This window comes from Pseudodonghicola sp. (assembly GCF_048268305.1).
In the GTDB taxonomy this organism is placed as follows: domain Bacteria; phylum Pseudomonadota; class Alphaproteobacteria; order Rhodobacterales; family Rhodobacteraceae; genus Pseudodonghicola.
The window spans coordinates 39,749-56,761 of the sequence record NZ_JBLWVT010000002.1 but is presented as its reverse complement, the minus strand read 5'-3'; the positions used below and the strand labels follow the sequence as shown (position 1 = coordinate 56,761).

Genomic DNA, 17,013 nt, shown 5'->3' with positions numbered 1-17,013 from the left:
TCACCGCCGTGTAGAATTCCATCGCCATCACCCCCGGCTCTCGCTCCCCGAGGCTGGAGGCTTTGCGGCCGCCGAAGGGCACGTTGTGATCGCCCCTCGCATCGGCAGGTCGACCATTACCATGCCCGCAGCCGAAGCGCGACGGAAGGCGATAGCATATTTCAGCGACCGGATGCAGATGCCCGAGGACAGGCCAGAGACGATGTCGTTGGCGGCGGCCTGCGCCTCGTCGAAATCGGCGACCCCGATCACGCTGGGGCGAAGCTCGCACCCCTCCCGCGCGGCCAAGGCGACATCGTAGAGATTGCCCGCCAGTTGGCGTTCAGAAACCACCGGGCCGATCTCGGTCCCGCTCTCCAGCAGATCGCCCATGGCTGCCTCCTGATCTCGCATATCGAGGGCAGAGTGCCAAAGCGCAGTCGGTGAAGCAGCCAAGAAGTGCTGGAAATACACAAGGAGAACTTGCGCGCCGTGGGGGGGGCGCGAAGGCCCCCGAGGGGATCGCCATCAGACGCCCAGATCGCGGCAGGCATGGGCCATCTCTGCGATCGCCACCCCCGAGCGGACCAGGCCCAGTCCAGGACCGACCTCGGCGATCTCGGCGCACAGCTTGGCCGGCAACACCCGGACACTGAGCGTTTCAATCAGAGCGGCCGCATGGCCGAAGTGCCGCGGGAAAATCCCCCCATCGGCCCGAAAGACATGTGGGGGGAGGTTCTTGACCCATTCGAAACCGCTGACGATCACACCACCGGCATGGGCGCAAAGCCCTGGGATCAAGGCGATGCCGCCCCCTGTGCAGGGTCGCGCTCACGCCGCGGGTCGCGCGACGCTCCGGACCATCATGCCGGCGGGGTCAAAGGAGGGTTTCGCGCGCTTGACGATATCGGCGGTGATCCGGGCCGAGCCCGCCGCCATGGTCCAGCCCATATGGCCGTGACCGAGGTTCATCACCACATTGGCATACCGTCCGCCGCGGCCGAAGATCGGCGTGCCCTCGGGTGTCATCGGGCGCAGCCCGGCCCAGTAATCGGGCCGGCTGTAATCCGCCCCGTTGGGGAAGAGATCACCCACCGCGCCCAGCATATGGGTGAAATCCGACGGCTTGTGGCTTTTGCTGAAGCCCGCGAATTCCGCCGTCGCGGTCACCCGCATCCGGTCGCCGAAGCGGGCGTAGGCGGTCAGGTTGTCCTCATCGACGCCACCGATGGTGGGGGCGACATGGCCCTCTTCGATCGGCAGGGTGACGGAATAGCCCTTGATCGGATAGATCGGCAGAGACACGCCCAGCTTGCGGGCAAAGCGCGGCGCGAAGACGCCAAGCGCGACGACCACCTCGTCGGCCGCAAGCGGGCCCTTGTCGGTCAATACCCTGCGCAGCCGGTCGCCCGAGGCGTCGAAGCCGGTCACCTCGGTGCCCATCAGGAATTTCACGCCCAGATGATCGCGGCAATAATCGGCGAGGTTACGGGTGAACATCCGCGCGTCGCCGCTGCCGTCGCTGGGGCAATAGATGGCACCGGCGAACTTGTCCTTGGAGGCCGCCAGCGACGGGTCGATCTGCGCCGCCTCATCGGCGGAGACGGTGCGCAGCTCCAGCCCCTCCTCCGACAGCACCCGGGTATTGTTGGCGCCGCGCTCAAAGCTTTCGGGCTTGCGGTAGAGATAGAGCAAGCCACCCTCGAGCCCGTCGAAGGCCACGCCGGTATCAGCGGCGATGCCCTGCAGACGCTCCTGCGAATAGCTGCAGAACCGCACCTTGCGCTTGGTGTTGGTGCGCGCCCGCTCGGCGGTGCAATTGCGCAGGAACTTCAGCGACCAGAGATAGAGCCGCGGGTCGAGACTGGGCCGAAAGACCAGAGCCTGACTGCGATCCACCAGAGATTTCAAAAGGGTACGGGGCGCCCTTGGCGAGGACCAGGTATAGGAATGGCCCGGGGCGATCAGCCCGGCATTGGCATAGCTGGTCTCTGACGCCGGCTGGTCCAGCCGGTCGACCACCGTGACCTCATGACCGTCCTTGGCCAATTCATAGGCCGTGGTCACACCGACCACCCCGGCCCCAAGCACCAGCACATGCATTTGCGAAACTCCTTCCCTCAGGGCGCCCCGGTCGATCAGGCGGCGACGGTCAGCGCGATCTCGACGGTGAATTGCGGCGCGGCGAGCTTTGCCTCGACAGTGGCGCGGGCGGGGGCGGTCACATCGGCGACCCAGGCGTCCCAGACGGCATTCATCTCGTCGAAGGTGGAGATGTCGGACAGCCAGATCGAAGCGGCGAGGATCCTGGATTTGTCGGTGCCGGCCTTCGCCATCGTGTCGTCCAGCAGGTCGAGGATGTTCTTGGTCTGATCGGCCACACTGGCGCCGGGGGCGCCCAGGGCCACCTGACCCGCCAGATAGGCGACACCATTATAGACGACGGCGCCGGACATGCGGGCACCGGGGTTGACGTGGGTGAGTTCGGTCATGATTCCCTCCAGTTGGATTTTCTTTAATCACGCTAACAATCCACAAGTGTATACACAATGCAATTTTCAGTTTGCGCCGGCTTTTCGGGGACGGTAGTTTCAGGGACGCCGGGTTCCAGAAGACGTCTGCCGTCTCTGCGAGCATGATCCCGGGCAATCATTGCGGAGGATACCGATGGCGACGGCCAAAGCCGCGAACCCCACCAAGGCGGGCACCCCGAAGCGGGCTGCGGACGTGGTGGAAAAGGTCTATCGCCAGGTCAAGGAGATGGCGGTCGAATACCGTTTCCGCCCTGGCGAGCGGGTCAATGAAGTTGAACTTGCTCAGAAATTCAACGTGTCGCGCACCCCGGTGCGGCAAGCGCTGAGTCGGCTGGTGCATGAGGAATTCGTGACCTTCGTGCCCAACCGTGGCTTCTATGCGCGCGAAATCACCCCCGAGGACGTGCGCCAGATCTACGAATACCGCGCGCTGATCGAATGCGGCGCCTACCGGCTGGCCTGTCAGCGCGCCACGCCCGAGCAGATCGCCGAAGCCGAGCGGCTTTGGACCGAGCAGACCAGCACCACCCAGAATTCCGAACAATTGGGCGAGGCCGACGAGGCGTTTCACATCGCCATCACTGAAATGGCCGGCAATCCGCACATCACCACAGCGCTGCGCGACGTGAATGCCAAGCTGCGGTTTTTCCGGCGCATCGACCTGGAAAATCCCACCCGCTGCAACAAGACCTATGACGAACATGCCGCGGTTCTCGAATGTCTGAAGCGCGGCGATCCCGAGGGCGCCGAGATCCTGCGCACCCATATCGTGATGAGTTCGGAACATGCGGTGGAGGTGACCAAGGAAGGGCTGGCGCGGATCTTCTTCGGATAAGCGGGGAAACGGGCGGCCGCGGATCCAGCCCCCTTCCCCAGTCTTTACCCAACTCGAGATCGCCGGCGCCCCTTGCGCCGGCGATTGTCGTTTCAGACCGTCTCGAACAGCCGCCCGTGCTGTGGCATCGCATCGCTGATCCCCGCCTGCCGCAGCATGTGCCAGGCCAGCGCGTGGTTCGACGAGGTGATCGGCTTGCCCAGTTCGGTCTCGATCTCGGCCACGATCCGCGCCACCCGCATCGAGGTGCAGGAGACAAAGACCGCGTCGACCTGATCGGAACGCCCGAGTTCGAGGATCGCCGCCTTGATCGCCTCGGGCGTGATCACCGCCACCACATAATCGTCGGGTTGGTTGAAGGTGCCAGTCACCGGAATGTTCAGTCCTCGCGCCTGGAACTGGTCGCGCAATGAGGCGGTGATTTCCGGCAGATAGGGGGTGAGCAGCGCCACCCGTTCGGCCTTGAGCGCCTTCAGCGCCGCCACGGCGGCGGTCACCGGATCGGTCACCCGGGTCCCGGGCAGCACCTCATGCACCCGTGCGGCGACCTGCGGCTCGCCGATCACCAGCGCGCCCGAGGTGCAGCCGAAGCCCACCGCCGCGAAGGGAATGCTCGGCAAGAGTTCGGTCGCGCCGGGGATTTCCTGCTCCATCAGCCGCAGCTTCGCCGGTTCGATCTCGGTCGGCGATTTCAGGCGGGAATGATAGAGCGCGACGCCATCGGGCAGGATGTGGCGGAACTCGTCCTCGATGGTCTGGTCCGTCTGCAGCACCAGGAGGCCGATATTGGCGCGCGCGCCGATGCCGGCGTCGGTGTCATAGGGGATATCCGACAGATGGACGTCGGGGGGGGGCAGATCCTGCAGCATAAACACTCCTTCAGGCTGGGACGGCAACGGTTTCAGGCGCGCCGCCAAGATAGAGATGACGCATGGCCGGATCGGCCAGCAGATCGGCGGCGCGGCCCTCGAGCGCGACCTGCCCCAGCGCCAGAACATAGGCGCGGTCCGCGACGCCAAGCGCCTCGAAAGCGTTCTGCTCGACCATCACGATGCACATGCCGCTGCGGTCGCGGATCTCGGCGATGGCACCGAAGACCTCGTGCACCATGGCCGGAGACAGCCCCGCCGAGGGTTCATCAAGCAGCAGCACCGTGGGTTCGGCCACCAGCGCCCGGGCGAGCGACAGCAGTTGCCGTTCGCCCCCCGACAGCGCCGAGGCCTTGCGCGACGCCTTGGCCGCGAGCGAGGGATAGGCCAGGAACTGGCGCTCCACCGCCGCCGCGCGTTCGGCCTTGGGCAGGAAGCGGGCGCCCATCAGGATGTTCTCGGCCACCGTCAGGGTGCGAAAGATGTTGTCGCTTTGCGGCACGAAGCCCATGCGATGCTTGCGCACCTTCTCGTTCGCCGGCACCGGCGTCAGGTCGGTGCCGTTCAGCACCACCCTGCCGCCGCGCGGCTTGACGAAACCGGCGATGCACTTCAGCAGCGTGGACTTGCCGCAGCCGTTCGGACCCAGGATGGTGACGATCTCGCGCCCGTCGGCCTGCAGGTCGATCCCGTGCAGGATATTCGGCCCGTCGCCATAGCCGGCGGTGACGTTTTCGATCCGGATCATGCGGCAATCCCCACTTTGGCTTTGCCCAGATAGGCTTCGACAACCTGTTCGTTCTCGGTCAGCGCCTCGGGCAGGCAGTCGGCGATGATCGCGCCGGCATCCAGCACCACGCAGCGGTCGCAGAGACCACGGACGAAATGCATGTCGTGTTCCACGATCAGGATGGTGACGCCGCTGGCGGCGACCTCCTTCAGGATATCGACCATCCGCGCCCGCAGGTTCGGATGCACCCCGGCGGTCGGCTCATCCAGGCACAAAAGCCGCGGCTTGCCCTGCAGCGCCACCGCGATGGACAGCAGCTTTTTCTGCCCGCCCGATAGCGCGCTGGCCGGAATGTCGGCCACCGGATCGAGCGCGAAGCGGCGGATCACCGCCTCGACCTCGGCGCCATGCAGCGCGGCGCGACCCAGCACGCCCTTCAGCCCCAGCCGGCTGCGCGCGCCGGCGGCGATCAGCTCGCGCGGGGTCATCCGATGCGGCATGGACGGCAGTTGAAAGGTCCGCATCAGCCCCTCTTGTGCCACCTTGTGGGCGGGCCGGCCCAGCATCTCGCGCCCCTCGAAACTGACGCTGCCCGCATCGGCGGGCAGAAAGCCCGAGATCACCGACAACAGCGTGCTCTTGCCCGACCCGTTGGGCCCCAGCAGGCCAACGATTTCCCCCTTGCCGACGGAAAAGCAGACGTCCTTGAGCACCTTATGCGCCCCGAAGGCCTTGGCCACATTCGAGATTTTCAGGATTTCAGCAGCCATGACGCCCCCCTCCGATAGGTTCGGGAACCAGCCCCTGGGGACGCCAGAGCAGGAAGATCAGCAGGCCGCCGCCCACCAGCATCAACCGCATCGCCGCGACATAATCCGACGGCAGGCCCAGCAGATCCTTGGCGAAGGGCACGAAGGCAAAGAGAAACTGCATCAGCACCGCGCCCAGGATCACGCCCAGGTGGTTGCCGACACCGCCGACGATGACCATGGCCCAGATCAGGAAGGTCTCAGAGGCGACCAACTGGTCCGGTCCGACGAAGGAGATGTAATGGGCGAAGATCACCCCGCCCATGGCGGCGATCGCGGCGGACAGCACCAGCACCTGAGTGCGCAGACGGTTGGGGTTATATCCCAGCGATACCGCGAGCTGCGGTTCTTCGCGCAGGATCTTCAACGACAGACCATAGCGGCTGTTGGTCAGGCTGCGGCAGAGCCAATAGGCCACCGCGAGCAGCGCGAGGCAAGCGCCGAGCGTCAGCAGCGCGGCCTCGCGGCGCGAGCCGGTTTCGAAGAGTGGCCGCAGCCCGCTGATGCCCTGGGCGCCGCCGGTCAGGTCGCCGCCCTCTTGCAGCAGCAGGCGGCAGGCCTCGGCCACCGCCAGCGTGGCGATGCCCCAATAATCGCCGCCCAGATCACGACCCAACCGGGCAAAGAGCAGCCCCACCGCCACGGCCAGCACCAGGCCGGCGGCAATGCCACCCATCAGGCCCAATTCCTTGCTGAAGGCGAAGGCGGCGCCATAGGCCCCTGCCCCGAACAGCAGGATCTGGCCGAAGTTCACCAGACCGGCGATGCCGAGCTGCATGTTCAGGCTGAGCGCGAGCACGGCGTAAAGGCTCGCCATGATCGACACATGGATGAGAAAATCAGACACGTTTCACCTCGCTCACCAGAAGACCCAAGGGACGAAACAGCAAGATCACCACCAGCAGGCCGAAGGAGACGACGGTGGCGAAGCTGGCCGGCAGGAAGAAGAACTCCTGCGAGGTGAGCCAGCCGAAGTTCACGTTGGTGACGAAGGTTTCCGCCACCGCGATGATCACCGCGCCCAGCACCGCGCCAAGCGCATTGCCCAGGCCGCCGAGGATCGCCGCGGCGAAGACCGGCAGCAGCAGATCGAAACCGAGCTGCGCGCTCATCTCGCCCTTGAGCGAAATACTGATGCCGCCCAGCGCCGCCAACATCCCCGACAGCACGATCACCGCATTGGTGACCTTGCGCGTGGGGATCCCCGTCGCCTCGGCCAACACCCGGTTGGTCGAGGTGGCGCGCATCGACCGGCCCAACCCGGTGCGGAACAGCAGAAGCGCAAACAGCGCGATCGCTCCCACCGTCAGCCCGACCGAGACAAGCTGCATCGGCGTCACGCTCAGCCCCGCCCAGCGCAGCGGCGGCATGATGTCCAGATCGAACCGTTTCGGCCGCGCCCCCACGGTGACCAGGAAGGCGGCAGTGAAGATCATCGACACCGCGAGCGAGCCGATCATCGCGATCGGCGGGCTGATTTCGAGAAGCTTTTCAAAGATGAGAACGCTGATCGCCACGGCCAACAGGCCGGTGATCAGGCAGGACAGCAGGATGGCGAGCGCCAGCGGCAGGCCGATGCCCTGCAGCCCCAGCGCGATGAGCGCGCCGGTGGTCGCATATTGGACCAGCGCGACATTGGGAAAGCGGATCAGCGAATAGACGCAGCTCAGCGCGACGGCGATCAGGGCCAGATCGACAGCGCGGAGCATGGCGTCCACGAGAAACTGTAGCACGGGGATCAATCCTCCAGCAGGAACCTGGCGCGCTCCGGGGGCTTGCCACCCGGCCGGAACGGCGGCGGTGCGGGGGTCATCGGAGAAGGCCGCCAGAGTGGGGAAGATCACCCCGGCGGCCCGGGAGGATCAGCGCGTCTGCGCCTTGCCGTCGACGATCTTCTGTTTCAGGTAAGGCTGCTTGCTGCGCTGACGATCCGCATCAAGGGTGATCTGGCCGGTGGCGCCGTCAAAGCCGGCGCTGCCGATCTCGGTCAGCGCCGCGCGCAGCGCCGCGGGGTCGGTGGAGCCCGCCTTTTCCGCCGCCTTCATGATCAGCTTCGCCGCGTCATAGGCATAGCCCGAAAAGCTGGTGACGAAGGATTCGCCATACCGCTGCTGATAGGCGGCCTCGTAAGCCTGACCATCCTCGCCGATGAAGTTCAGATCATAACCGATCTGCCCCTCGACATAGGTCGGTTCGCTGTCCGAGGTGCACATCGACATATAGCCGGCGTACCATTGGGTCTGGTTCAGCCCCAGCTCATAGGCTTCGCGGTTGATGGTGGCGGCATCCTTGCCATAGGCCGAATAGAAATAGGCGTCGGGCTTGGTGCGGTCCATCTGCTGCAATTCGCGGCGATAGGAGGTCTGCCCCTCGGTATAGAGGACGGTGTTGACCTCCTCGCCCCCCAGAGCCTTGAAGGCCTTCTCGAATTCGCCGGCGGCGCCCTGGCCGAAGGCGTTGTTCGGGGTGATCACCGCGACCCGGCGATAGCCGAGGTCATAAAGATCCTGGGCGGCATAGGCGCTCGACACGTTATCAAGGCCGATCACGCTATAGCTGCCCTCGCCGATGTCGCGCACCTTGCCCGAGCTGGACCCGATGTTCACGTGAACGCGGCCTTCCTGCACCAGATAGGTCGCCACCGGGATGGTGATGCCCGAGGAATATTCGCCGATCACTACCGGCACGCCATCGACCGTCACCAGTTTCTTGGCGGCATCGAGCGCCGAGGGCACCCGGGCGCCGGAATCCTCGATCATCGTCTGCACCGGCTCGCCCAGCACGCCACCGGCGGCGTTGATTTCCTCGACCGCCAGCTCAAGGCCGCGGCGCTGGTCCTCGCCGGCGGTGGCGCTTGATCCCGACAGCGGCAGCACAGCGCCGATTTTCAGCGGTTCGGCAAGCGCCGCCCCGGCCAGAGCGATCAGCGACACCGTCGCCGCAAGAAGCGTCGTTCTTTTCATTTTCCCATTCCCTGTTTCTTGATTCGCGGGCGTTCACGTCACCCGGCCTTCACAAATGATACACAATGCACTTCATAAGTGAATACACTTTTGAGTGCTTATATGATTTTAGAGCCACCCCTACCAAATCTCTTGCCAGGGTCATTGCGAGGGAGAGGGAACTGCCCCGCCCAGGGGGCGGCTCAGCTATCGCATCGCCATGCTGGGCCAGGCGGCGGAACGGCCGATGGGGATGCGGTACCGGGCCGAGGATCATGAAATCCTCGCCCCGGCCCGGCTCTTGCGGCCTTAGCTGGCCCTGCGGACGGGGGCCGGTCCGGCCTTGAGATGCGCCAGCAGCTCCGCCCGCGTCCGGGCGGCGGTGGCGGCATTGGCTTCCTTCACATGACCGAAACCGCGGATCTGCTCAGGCAGGGCGGCCAGCGCCACGGCGCGGCTGTAATCGGCCTGTGACAGGTCGGTCAGGATGCGGTCCACCGTCTGGAAATACTCCTCGATCAGGGCGCGCTCCATCCGGCGCTCCTCGGTCTTGCCGAAGAGGTCCAGCGCGGTGCCCCGCAGCCACTTCATCCGCGCCAGAAGCGGCATCAGCTTGAGCACCCAGGGACCGAAGTCGCGTTTCAGCAGATGGCCGGTGTCCGCGTCGCGCTTGCTGAAGATCGGTGGCGCCAAATGCAGCTTCAGGGTGAAATCCCCCTCGAACTGCTCGGCCAGCGCCCTGGCGAAACGGCCATCGCTGTAAAGCCGGCCGACCTCGTATTCATCCTTATAGGCCATCAGCTTGTACGCCGCCCGCGCCACCGCCCGGGTCAGCGTCTTGTCGCCGCGCGGATCGGCCGCCGCCACCCGATCCACCAGCGCCTTGTAGCGCGCGGCATAGCGGGCGTTCTGATAGGCGGTCAGATCGGCGACGCGATGGGCGATCAGCTCGTCCAGCGGCTGTTCCTCGGGGTGGATCACCGGCGCCACCTTCCCCCGGCTTTCGACATAGTCGCGGTCCTGCACCCACATCCGGCCCCAGGCAAAGCTTTGCAGGTTGAAGGGGATCGCGGCGCCGTTCAATTCGATCGCCTGTTCGATCGCGTCCGCCGACAGCGGGATCAGCCCCTTCTGATAGGCCACCCCCAGCATGAAGAGGTTGGCGGCGATGCTGTCGCCCATCAGCGCAGTCCCCAGCCGGGTGGCGTTGACGAAGACCGAGGCGCCTGCGGGCACCGCCGCCTTCAGCCGCGCCTCCATCAGGGTCACCGGCAGGCGGAAATCGGCGTCGCGGGTGAAATCGCCGGTCATCATCTCATGGGTGTTGACCACCAGATGCGCCTCGCCCGGTTTGACCATCTTGACCAGTTGATCCGAGGCGCTGACCACCAGATCGCAGCCCAGCACCAGATCGGCCTTGCCCGGCGGGATACGGATGGCACCGATCTGCGCCGGATCCTCGGCCAGCATGATATGCGAGGTCACGGCGCCGCCCTTCTGTGCCATGCCGGTCATGTCGATGATGCCGCAGCCCCTGCCCTCGACATGCGCGGCCATCCCCAGAAGCGCGCCGATGGTGACAACCCCGGTGCCCCCCACCCCGGTCAGGGCGATGGCAAAGGGATGATCCAGCCCGACCAGGCGCTTTGGCTCGGCCAGCGGCGGCAGCTCTCCCCCCTGCGCCTTGGGTTTGCGCAGCCTGCCACCCATGACAGACACGAAGGAAGGGCAGAAACCTTTGACGCAGGAGAAATCCTTGTTGCAGGCCGACTGGTCGATGGTCCGCTTGCGTCCGAATTCGGTTTCCAGCGGCAGCACCGCGACGCAGTTGGATTTCACTCCGCAATCGCCGCAGCCTTCGCAGACGGCGGGGTTGATAAAGACCCGGCGGTCGGGGTCCTCCATCTTGCCGCGCTTGCGACGGCGGCGCTTTTCTGCGGCGCAGGTCTGTTCGTAAAGCAGCACGGTGACGCCGTCGATCTGCGCCAGCTCCTTCTGCACCCGGATCAGATCGTCACGGTGGTCGATGCTGGTGCCCGGCGGGAAGTCCGCGGCGGTATAGAGATCCGGCCGGTCCGACATGAAGGCCAGCCGCGTCACGCCGGCCGCCTTGACCTCGGCGGCGATGCGATGCGGGCTCAGTTCGCCCTCGTGATCCTGCCCGCCGGTCATCGCGACGGTGTCATTAAAGAGGATCTTGTAGGTGATCGTGGTCTTGGCCGCGACCGCCGCCCGGATCGCCATCAGGCCCGAATGGTTATATGTGCCGTCGCCCAGGTTCTGGAACATATGCTTGCGGGTGGAGAAATGCGCCTCTCCGATCCAGTTGGCGCCCTCACCGCCCATATGGGTATAACCGTCAACGTTGCGGCCCATCATCTGGCTCATCCAATGGCAGCCGATCCCGGCATAACCGCGCGCGCCCTCGGGCAGACGGGTCGAGGTGTTATGCGGGCAACCGGCGCAGAAATAGGGCTTGCGCTGGATGGCGAGGCTTTCGCGGTCCGCCCCCAGACGGTCACGCACCGATGCGGTATGGGCGGCGACCTCGGCGTCGCCGGTGGTGGCGGCCAGCCGGAGCCCCACGGCCTCGGCGATCTGCATCGGGTTCAGCGCCAGCTCCGCCTGAAACAGCGTCGCCCCCGTCTCGTCCTGCTTGCCGATGATCGAACCCGGCGCGCCCTCCAACCCGAAGAGCTGCGACCGGATCTGATCCTCCATCAGCCCGCGCTTTTCCTCCACCACGATGAGCTGATCGAGCCCCTTGGCGAACTCCGCAATCCCCCGCGGCTCCAGCGGCCAGGGCATGGCGACCTTGTAAAGCGACAGGCCAAGCGCCTCGGCCCGTGCCTGATTGATCCCGAGCTCGGCCAGAGCCGAGAGCACATCCATATAGGATTTGCCGGTCGATACGATGCCGATCCGGGGCTTGGCGCCGCCCGACAGGATCACCCGGTCGAGCCCGTTGGCGCGGACATAGGCGCGCACCGCGTTCAGCTTGTGCCGGTGCAGCCGCACCTCCTGATCCTGCGGCATGTCGCCGGGACGGATGTTCAACCCACCCTCGGGCAACTCATGATCCACCGGCAGGACCGACCGGAAGGCCGCCGGGTCCGCCACGATCGAGGCGGTGGATTCCACGTTGTCCTTGACCAGCTTCAGCCCGGCCCAGGTGCCGGCATAGCGCGACAGCGCCCAGCCATGCAGGCCATAATCCAGGATTTCCTGCAGGTTGGCGGGGTTCAGCACCGGGATCATCGCGTCCATCAGCGCGTATTCGCTCTGGTGGCAGGTGGTGGAGCTTTCGCAGGTATGATCGTCCCCCATCAGCACCAGCACCCCGCCGTTCGAGGAACTGCCCGCCAGATTGGCGTGGCGGAACACGTCGCCGGTGCGGTCCACCCCCGGCCCCTTCCCGTACCACATTCCGAAGACACCGTCGTATTTCCCCTCGCCCCGCATCTCGGCCTGCTGGCTGCCCCAGAGCGCGGTGGCAGCCAGATCCTCGTTCAACCCGGGTTCGAAGATCACCTGCGCGGCAGCAAGCTGCTTGGCCGCGCGCGGGAATTGTGCATCGAGCCCGCCAAGCGGCGAGCCGCGATAGCCGGTCACGTAACCGGCGGTGTTCAACCCGGCCTTGCGGTCCAGCCAGCTCTGGGTCAGGCACAGGCGGATCAGCGCCTGCGTCCCGGTGATATAGACCCGGGTTTTGTTCAGGTCGTATTTGTCGTTGAGATCGACCGGCATCAATGTCATCGGCGGGCTCCTTCCATGGCGGTCTGCGTCGTTTCAAGGAAACGGGGGGATTTCGAGCTGACGCCCGGCATGGCTGCGCTGCGCCATCCTCGCGCGCGGGATCACAGCGGGCGCAGCCGGAAGGCCACAGGCGCGCTGACGGCCAACAAGGTTCTGAAGTTCGAAACAGGCCCCCTCACTCCAATAGTGAATACACTATTGGATTTTAAATTGAGATCAACTCTGAATCTTCACCACGGATGAAGGGATCGCGCCGGGCGCATCCGCCTCCGCCAACCGCCAGCACAATCGAGAAATCGCAATTGAAAGGCGGCGGCGGTATTGACGGCGAGAAGGTTTGCCGGCCTGCCCGCCACAGGACACATCCGCCCTGCCATCGCATCGCCGCGCATGGAGCCTGCGCCGCCTTTCCGCCGGGAAAATCACCATGACAGCCGGGGATCAGCCGGGCTCAGCAGGCGCCTTTCCAGCCCTGGACAAGCTGACGGGCCAGCCCGAACCGGGCATTTGCCGCGCGGCCATCCCGCCCCGGCGCGATGAGCGTCCGGTCCAGCGCGACCTCCAGCGCGTCGCCGCCAGAGAGCGCCACCAGCTGCGCCGCCCCCAGGGCAGTGCGATCGGCGTAGCCCGACAGCGCGAAGGGCTTGCCGGTCACATCGGCCAGGAACTGGCAGAACCAGCGGTTCTGCGTCACCCCGCCGTCCAGCCCGATCGGGCCGCTGATCGGACATTGCGCCTCGATCTCGGTCAGGACCTCGGCGATGCGCAGGGCGATGCCCTCAAGGACCGCCTGCACCATCTGGTGGGCGCTGGTGTTCAGGGTCAGCCCCAGCCAGCCGCCCTTGGCCTCGGCATCCCAATGCGGGCAACCAAGCCCGGAAAGCGCCGGCACGAAGACCAGGCCACGGTCGATCATCGGGGTATCGCCGAGAGCGTCAAGCTCGGCATAGCTGTCGAACAACCCCAGCCCCCGCGCCCAGTTCAGCGCGGAGGAGGCGGTGAACACCCCACCATCGAGCGCATATTGCGCGGCCTCGCCCGCCAGGCGCCAGGCGACGGTGGGCAGCGCGGCGCTGTCGGCGGCGGGCGGCGTCTCTCCCGTCAGGGTCAGGGCAAAGGCGCCGGTGCCGACGGTGATCTTGGTCTCCCCCGCCCGGCGCAGGCCATGGCCGAACAGCGCCGCCTGCTGGTCGACGATGCTGGCGCAGAGCGGCAGGCCCTCGGCCCGACCCAGATCACCATTGCAATCGGTGATCCTGGGCAGGCAGCCCATCGGTACGCCGAACAGGGCGCAGAGATCGGGATCCCACTCAAGGCTCCGCAGGTTCATCAGCGCGGTGCGCGAGGCGGTGGCGACATCGGTTTCGAACCGCCCGGTCAGCACATCGCGAAAGAAGGCGTCGGTGGTGCCCAGCCGCAGCCGGCCCTCAGCCAACAGCGCCCGCGCCTCGGGCAGGTTCCGCAGGCACCAGCCGAGCTTGGAGGCCGAGAAATAGGGCGACAGCAACAGCCCGGCCCGGTCGCGCAGAAGCGCCCCCTGCCCGGCAGCGACCAGGGTGGCACACTCCATCTCGGTGCGCCGGTCCTGCCAGACGATCACCGGCGAGATCGGCGCCTTGGTCTCGCCGTCCCAGGCCAGGCAGCTTTCACCCTGATTGGCGATCCCCCAGGCCTCGGCCCCCGCCGCGCGCCCCGCAGCCAGCGCCGCACGCAGGTTGGCCAGCAGTTCGGCCGGATCATGTTCGACCCAGCCGTCGCGCGGATAGATCTGGCGGTGATCGCGGGCGAACAGCAGCTCCGGCTCGGCCCCGTCCGAGAACAGGAAGGCCGAGGTCGAGGTGGTGCTCTGGTCGATGGACAGGATCTTCATCAGCGGGGGCTCAGGTCTCGGGCAGTTTCAGCAGGATACGCCGTTCCGGACGCGAGGCGATATGGGCGGTTTCGCCCCCCAGCGAAACCTGCCCGCGATATGGCACACTCAGCCGCGCCTGCAGCCGGTCGAAGGCCGGAGCCGGCCCACCGGGCACCAGCCGTTGCGGCAGGGCGAAGGCCAGCGGGCCAGCACCCGGCGCAATCGACCGCGCCAATGCCGGGTCGGGCAATTGCCCCGCCAGCGCCTGCGCGATGGCCCGCGCCACCCGGCGCCCTTCACGACCACACCAGCCGGCGGTCTCGATCCCGCGCAGCAGGTTGCCGGCGGCGAAATAGCTGGGATCGGAGAGGCGACCGAACTGGTCGATCTCGGGGCCGAGGCTGCCGGGGTCCACCGCCAGACCTGCGGCGCGCAAGAGCGCGTTTTCCGGCCGAAAGCCGCCGGTGACGATCACCCCGTCGCAAGCGACCTCACGCGTCTTGCCGCCGCTTTCCACCGTGATGCCGCTGACCTGCGATTGCCCGTGGATCGCCAGTACCTGCGTGTTGCGCCAGAGCGGCACGCCCAGCAGTGGCGGCAGCGCCGCCATCGGCGCCCGGGCGGTGATCCGCGCCCCGGGTTCGATCAACGCCACCGGCCTGATCCCCAGACTGCGGCAGGTCAGAAGGGCCGAGAAGGAGACCAGCTCGCTCCCCAGCACCACCGGGCGCCGGAACGGGCGGTGATGAGAAAAGGCGGCGAATTCCTGCAGCGTGGCGGTATTCATCACCCCGCCGGGCTTGGTGCCGCCGATCAGCCGCGCCGCCCGCGGGGTTTCCCGCGCGCCCATGGCCAAGAGAACCGCCCGAGCGGCGATCCTGCGCAGCCCCTCGGCCGTCGACAGTTCGACCACGCCGCCGGGCAACAGGGCGGTGACCGTGGTGGCAGTGTGGATATCGGCCCCGGCGGCCTTGGCCTCGGCCACCAGGCGGCGGGCATAGGCGGGGCCGGACATCACCCGGCCCCATTCGCGCATGCCATAGGGCGAATGCAGGCAATGGCGCGGAATGCCGCCCGCTTCGGCCTCGCGCTCGATCACCTGGACCGAAGCGACGCCCCGCAGCTTCAGCTCCTTCGCCGCCGACAGGCCCGCCGGGCCGGCACCGACGATCAGCACGTCGCAGATATCGGGCAATGCACTCATGCCTTGGCCCTCCCGTTCAGCAGATCCTGCACCGCCTGACCGCAATAAAAGCCCTGGCAGCGGCCCATGGTGGCGCGGGTGCGGCGTTTGAACCCGGCGAAGCTGTTGGGGGCGAGCGGACCTGTCAGCGCGGCTTCGGCCTCGCGCAGGGTGACGCGTTCGCAATGGCAGAGCATGCCGCCATTGCCGGAGCATTGCCAGTCGCGCGCCTCCTCCTCGGCGAGCATCGCCATATGGGGCACCTCCGGCGTCTCCAGCGGCGTCGCGCCGAACCCCAGCCCGGCCACCAGCCGCGCCACATGCGCCGCCGTCCCGAGCGAGGAGCTGAGCCCGGTCGACCGGATCGCCCCCACCGTCACCATGTTGCGGCCCTCATGCGCCTTGATCTGATAATCCTTGTATTCGCAGGCGGGACGCAGACCGGCATAGATCGTCGTCACCTCCTCCCCCGCCAGGGCCGGCAGAATCTCGGCCCCCTTCTGCTTCAGCATCTCCAGCGTCGGCGTGTCGAGATCGGCGGTGGTGCGATCATCCTGATCCTCGGCGGTGGGGCCGACCAGCAGGTTGCCCCAGATGGTGCGGCAGACCACGATGCCCTTGGTCTTGTCGGTCGGCACCGGCAGCAGGATATGGCGGGCCAGCCGGGCGGCGGATTTGTCATAGACCACGAACTGCCCCTTGCGCGGGCGGATGGTGAAGGCGGTCGACCCCAGCAACAGCGCGTCGATCCGGTCGCCATAGAGGCCGGCGGCATTGATGACATAGCGGGCATTGATCGCCCCCTGTGCGGTCTCCAGCCGCCAGAGCTGCCCGTCGAAGCCCCCGCCGGTGACAGCGCAATCGCGCCGCAGCTCAGCCCCGTTCAGCAGCGCCTGCAACAGATAGGCATGCGGCGCCGACCATGGGTCGATCAGGCTTTCGCGCGGCACCCGGAAGGCGGCGCGCAGGCTGGGGGCCAGGTTCGGCTCCAGCGCCAGCGTCTCGGCCCGCGACAGCGGCGCGACATCATCGACGCCATTGGCATGGGCTTGGGCGATCAGCGCCGGCAGCCGCGCCTCCTGCTCCTCGCTCCAGGCCAGCACCAGCGCGCCGCAGCGGTCGAGCGGCAGGTTCAACTGGCTGCGGATCGCTTCGTATTCGCGATAGCCCTCCTGCACGCAACGCAATTCCAGCGATCCTTCGGGCGCATCAAAACCGGTGTGCAAAATCGCCGAATTGGCCTTGGACGCCCCGTCCAGAATGTCGGGCGCCTTTTCCAGCACCACGACGCGCGCGCCGTCGAGCGTGAGCCGCCGCGCGATGGCGCAACCGATCACCCCGGCGCCGATCACCGCGATGTCATAGGGGGTCTGCATGGGCTCTGCCTTCCATTGCGAACAGCTCTGCCTGTTCCCTGATCAAATTTTGCCCGATCAGTCAACTATTGCGAAAAATATTGCCCGAACGGTCACATTATGTTTGACCTGATGCCCGATCATTGGGCGAATAGACCCGAACAGGAGA

15 protein-coding genes are annotated in these 17,013 nt (G+C 66.4%); 1 reads left to right on the top strand and 14 read right to left on the bottom strand.

The window, feature by feature from the left end:
* Positions 1–27: 27 nt before the first annotated feature.
* The 4 genes from ACN0V4_RS03375 to ACN0V4_RS03360 all read right to left on the bottom strand — a co-directional run bounded on the left by ACN0V4_RS03375 (position 28) and on the right by ACN0V4_RS03360 (position 2,471).
* Complete coding sequence (locus ACN0V4_RS03375; protein WP_417673117.1) at positions 28–372, bottom strand: aldehyde dehydrogenase family protein; 345 nt, start codon at positions 370–372, stop codon at positions 28–30.
* Between the two features lie 135 nt (positions 373–507).
* The gene (locus tag ACN0V4_RS03370; RefSeq protein WP_417673116.1) at positions 508–780 is read right to left on the bottom strand and encodes a hypothetical protein; all 273 of its coding nucleotides are present in this window, start codon (positions 778–780) and stop codon (positions 508–510) included.
* Positions 781–810: 30 nt separating this feature from the next.
* The gene (locus ACN0V4_RS03365; protein ID WP_417673115.1) at positions 811–2,082 is read right to left on the bottom strand and encodes a D-amino acid dehydrogenase; all 1,272 of its coding nucleotides are present in this window, start codon (positions 2,080–2,082) and stop codon (positions 811–813) included.
* 35 nt (positions 2,083–2,117) lie between these two features.
* On the bottom strand, positions 2,118–2,471 hold the full coding sequence (locus ACN0V4_RS03360; protein ID WP_417673114.1) for a RidA family protein: 354 nt from the start codon (positions 2,469–2,471) through the stop codon (positions 2,118–2,120).
* A gap of 175 nt (positions 2,472–2,646) precedes the next feature.
* On the opposite strand from ACN0V4_RS03360, the gene ACN0V4_RS03355 reads away from it, so the two are divergent.
* Positions 2,647–3,348 carry a GntR family transcriptional regulator gene (locus ACN0V4_RS03355; protein ID WP_417673113.1) on the top strand — a complete coding sequence of 234 codons (702 nt, stop codon included), beginning with the start codon at positions 2,647–2,649 and terminating at the stop codon, positions 3,346–3,348.
* Between the two features lie 92 nt (positions 3,349–3,440).
* Here the strand turns inward: ACN0V4_RS03355 and ACN0V4_RS03350 are convergent, their stop codons facing one another.
* From ACN0V4_RS03350 to ACN0V4_RS03305, 10 genes are all read right to left on the bottom strand, one after another.
* On the bottom strand, positions 3,441–4,217 hold the full coding sequence (locus ACN0V4_RS03350) for an Asp/Glu racemase (RefSeq protein ID WP_417673112.1): 777 nt from the start codon (positions 4,215–4,217) through the stop codon (positions 3,441–3,443).
* 10 nt (positions 4,218–4,227) lie between these two features.
* Positions 4,228–4,965 carry an ABC transporter ATP-binding protein gene (locus tag ACN0V4_RS03345; RefSeq protein WP_417673111.1) on the bottom strand — a complete coding sequence of 246 codons (738 nt, stop codon included), beginning with the start codon at positions 4,963–4,965 and terminating at the stop codon, positions 4,228–4,230.
* Positions 4,962–5,717, bottom strand: coding sequence for an ABC transporter ATP-binding protein (locus tag ACN0V4_RS03340; RefSeq protein WP_417673110.1), 756 nt, complete (start codon positions 5,715–5,717; stop codon positions 4,962–4,964). Before ACN0V4_RS03340 ends, ACN0V4_RS03345 begins: the two co-directional genes overlap by 4 nt.
* Positions 5,707–6,603: a branched-chain amino acid ABC transporter permease gene (locus ACN0V4_RS03335; protein WP_417673109.1), complete on the bottom strand. Its 897-nt coding sequence runs from the start codon at positions 6,601–6,603 to the stop codon at positions 5,707–5,709. The genes ACN0V4_RS03340 and ACN0V4_RS03335 overlap by 11 nt, the downstream gene beginning before the upstream one ends.
* Positions 6,596–7,489 (bottom strand): branched-chain amino acid ABC transporter permease, encoded by an 894-nt coding sequence (locus ACN0V4_RS03330; protein ID WP_417673108.1) that lies wholly within the window; start codon positions 7,487–7,489, stop codon positions 6,596–6,598. Before ACN0V4_RS03330 ends, ACN0V4_RS03335 begins: the two co-directional genes overlap by 8 nt.
* A 129-nt stretch (positions 7,490–7,618) precedes the next feature.
* A complete protein-coding gene (locus ACN0V4_RS03325) occupies positions 7,619–8,719 on the bottom strand; it encodes an ABC transporter substrate-binding protein (protein WP_417673107.1) in 1,101 nt (366 codons plus the stop codon).
* A gap of 288 nt (positions 8,720–9,007) precedes the next feature.
* Entirely contained in the window at positions 9,008–12,454 is a 3,447-nt protein-coding gene (locus ACN0V4_RS03320; RefSeq protein ID WP_417673106.1) for an indolepyruvate ferredoxin oxidoreductase family protein, read from the bottom strand.
* Positions 12,455–12,905: 451 nt separating this feature from the next.
* The gene (locus tag ACN0V4_RS03315; RefSeq protein WP_417673105.1) at positions 12,906–14,324 is read right to left on the bottom strand and encodes an FGGY family carbohydrate kinase; all 1,419 of its coding nucleotides are present in this window, start codon (positions 14,322–14,324) and stop codon (positions 12,906–12,908) included.
* 10 nt (positions 14,325–14,334) lie between these two features.
* Positions 14,335–15,510, bottom strand: coding sequence for an NAD(P)/FAD-dependent oxidoreductase (locus tag ACN0V4_RS03310; RefSeq protein WP_417673104.1), 1,176 nt, complete (start codon positions 15,508–15,510; stop codon positions 14,335–14,337).
* Positions 15,507–16,865 (bottom strand): NAD(P)/FAD-dependent oxidoreductase, encoded by a 1,359-nt coding sequence (locus tag ACN0V4_RS03305; protein WP_417673103.1) that lies wholly within the window; start codon positions 16,863–16,865, stop codon positions 15,507–15,509. The genes ACN0V4_RS03310 and ACN0V4_RS03305 overlap by 4 nt, the downstream gene beginning before the upstream one ends.
* Between the last annotated feature and the right edge of the window lie 148 nt (positions 16,866–17,013).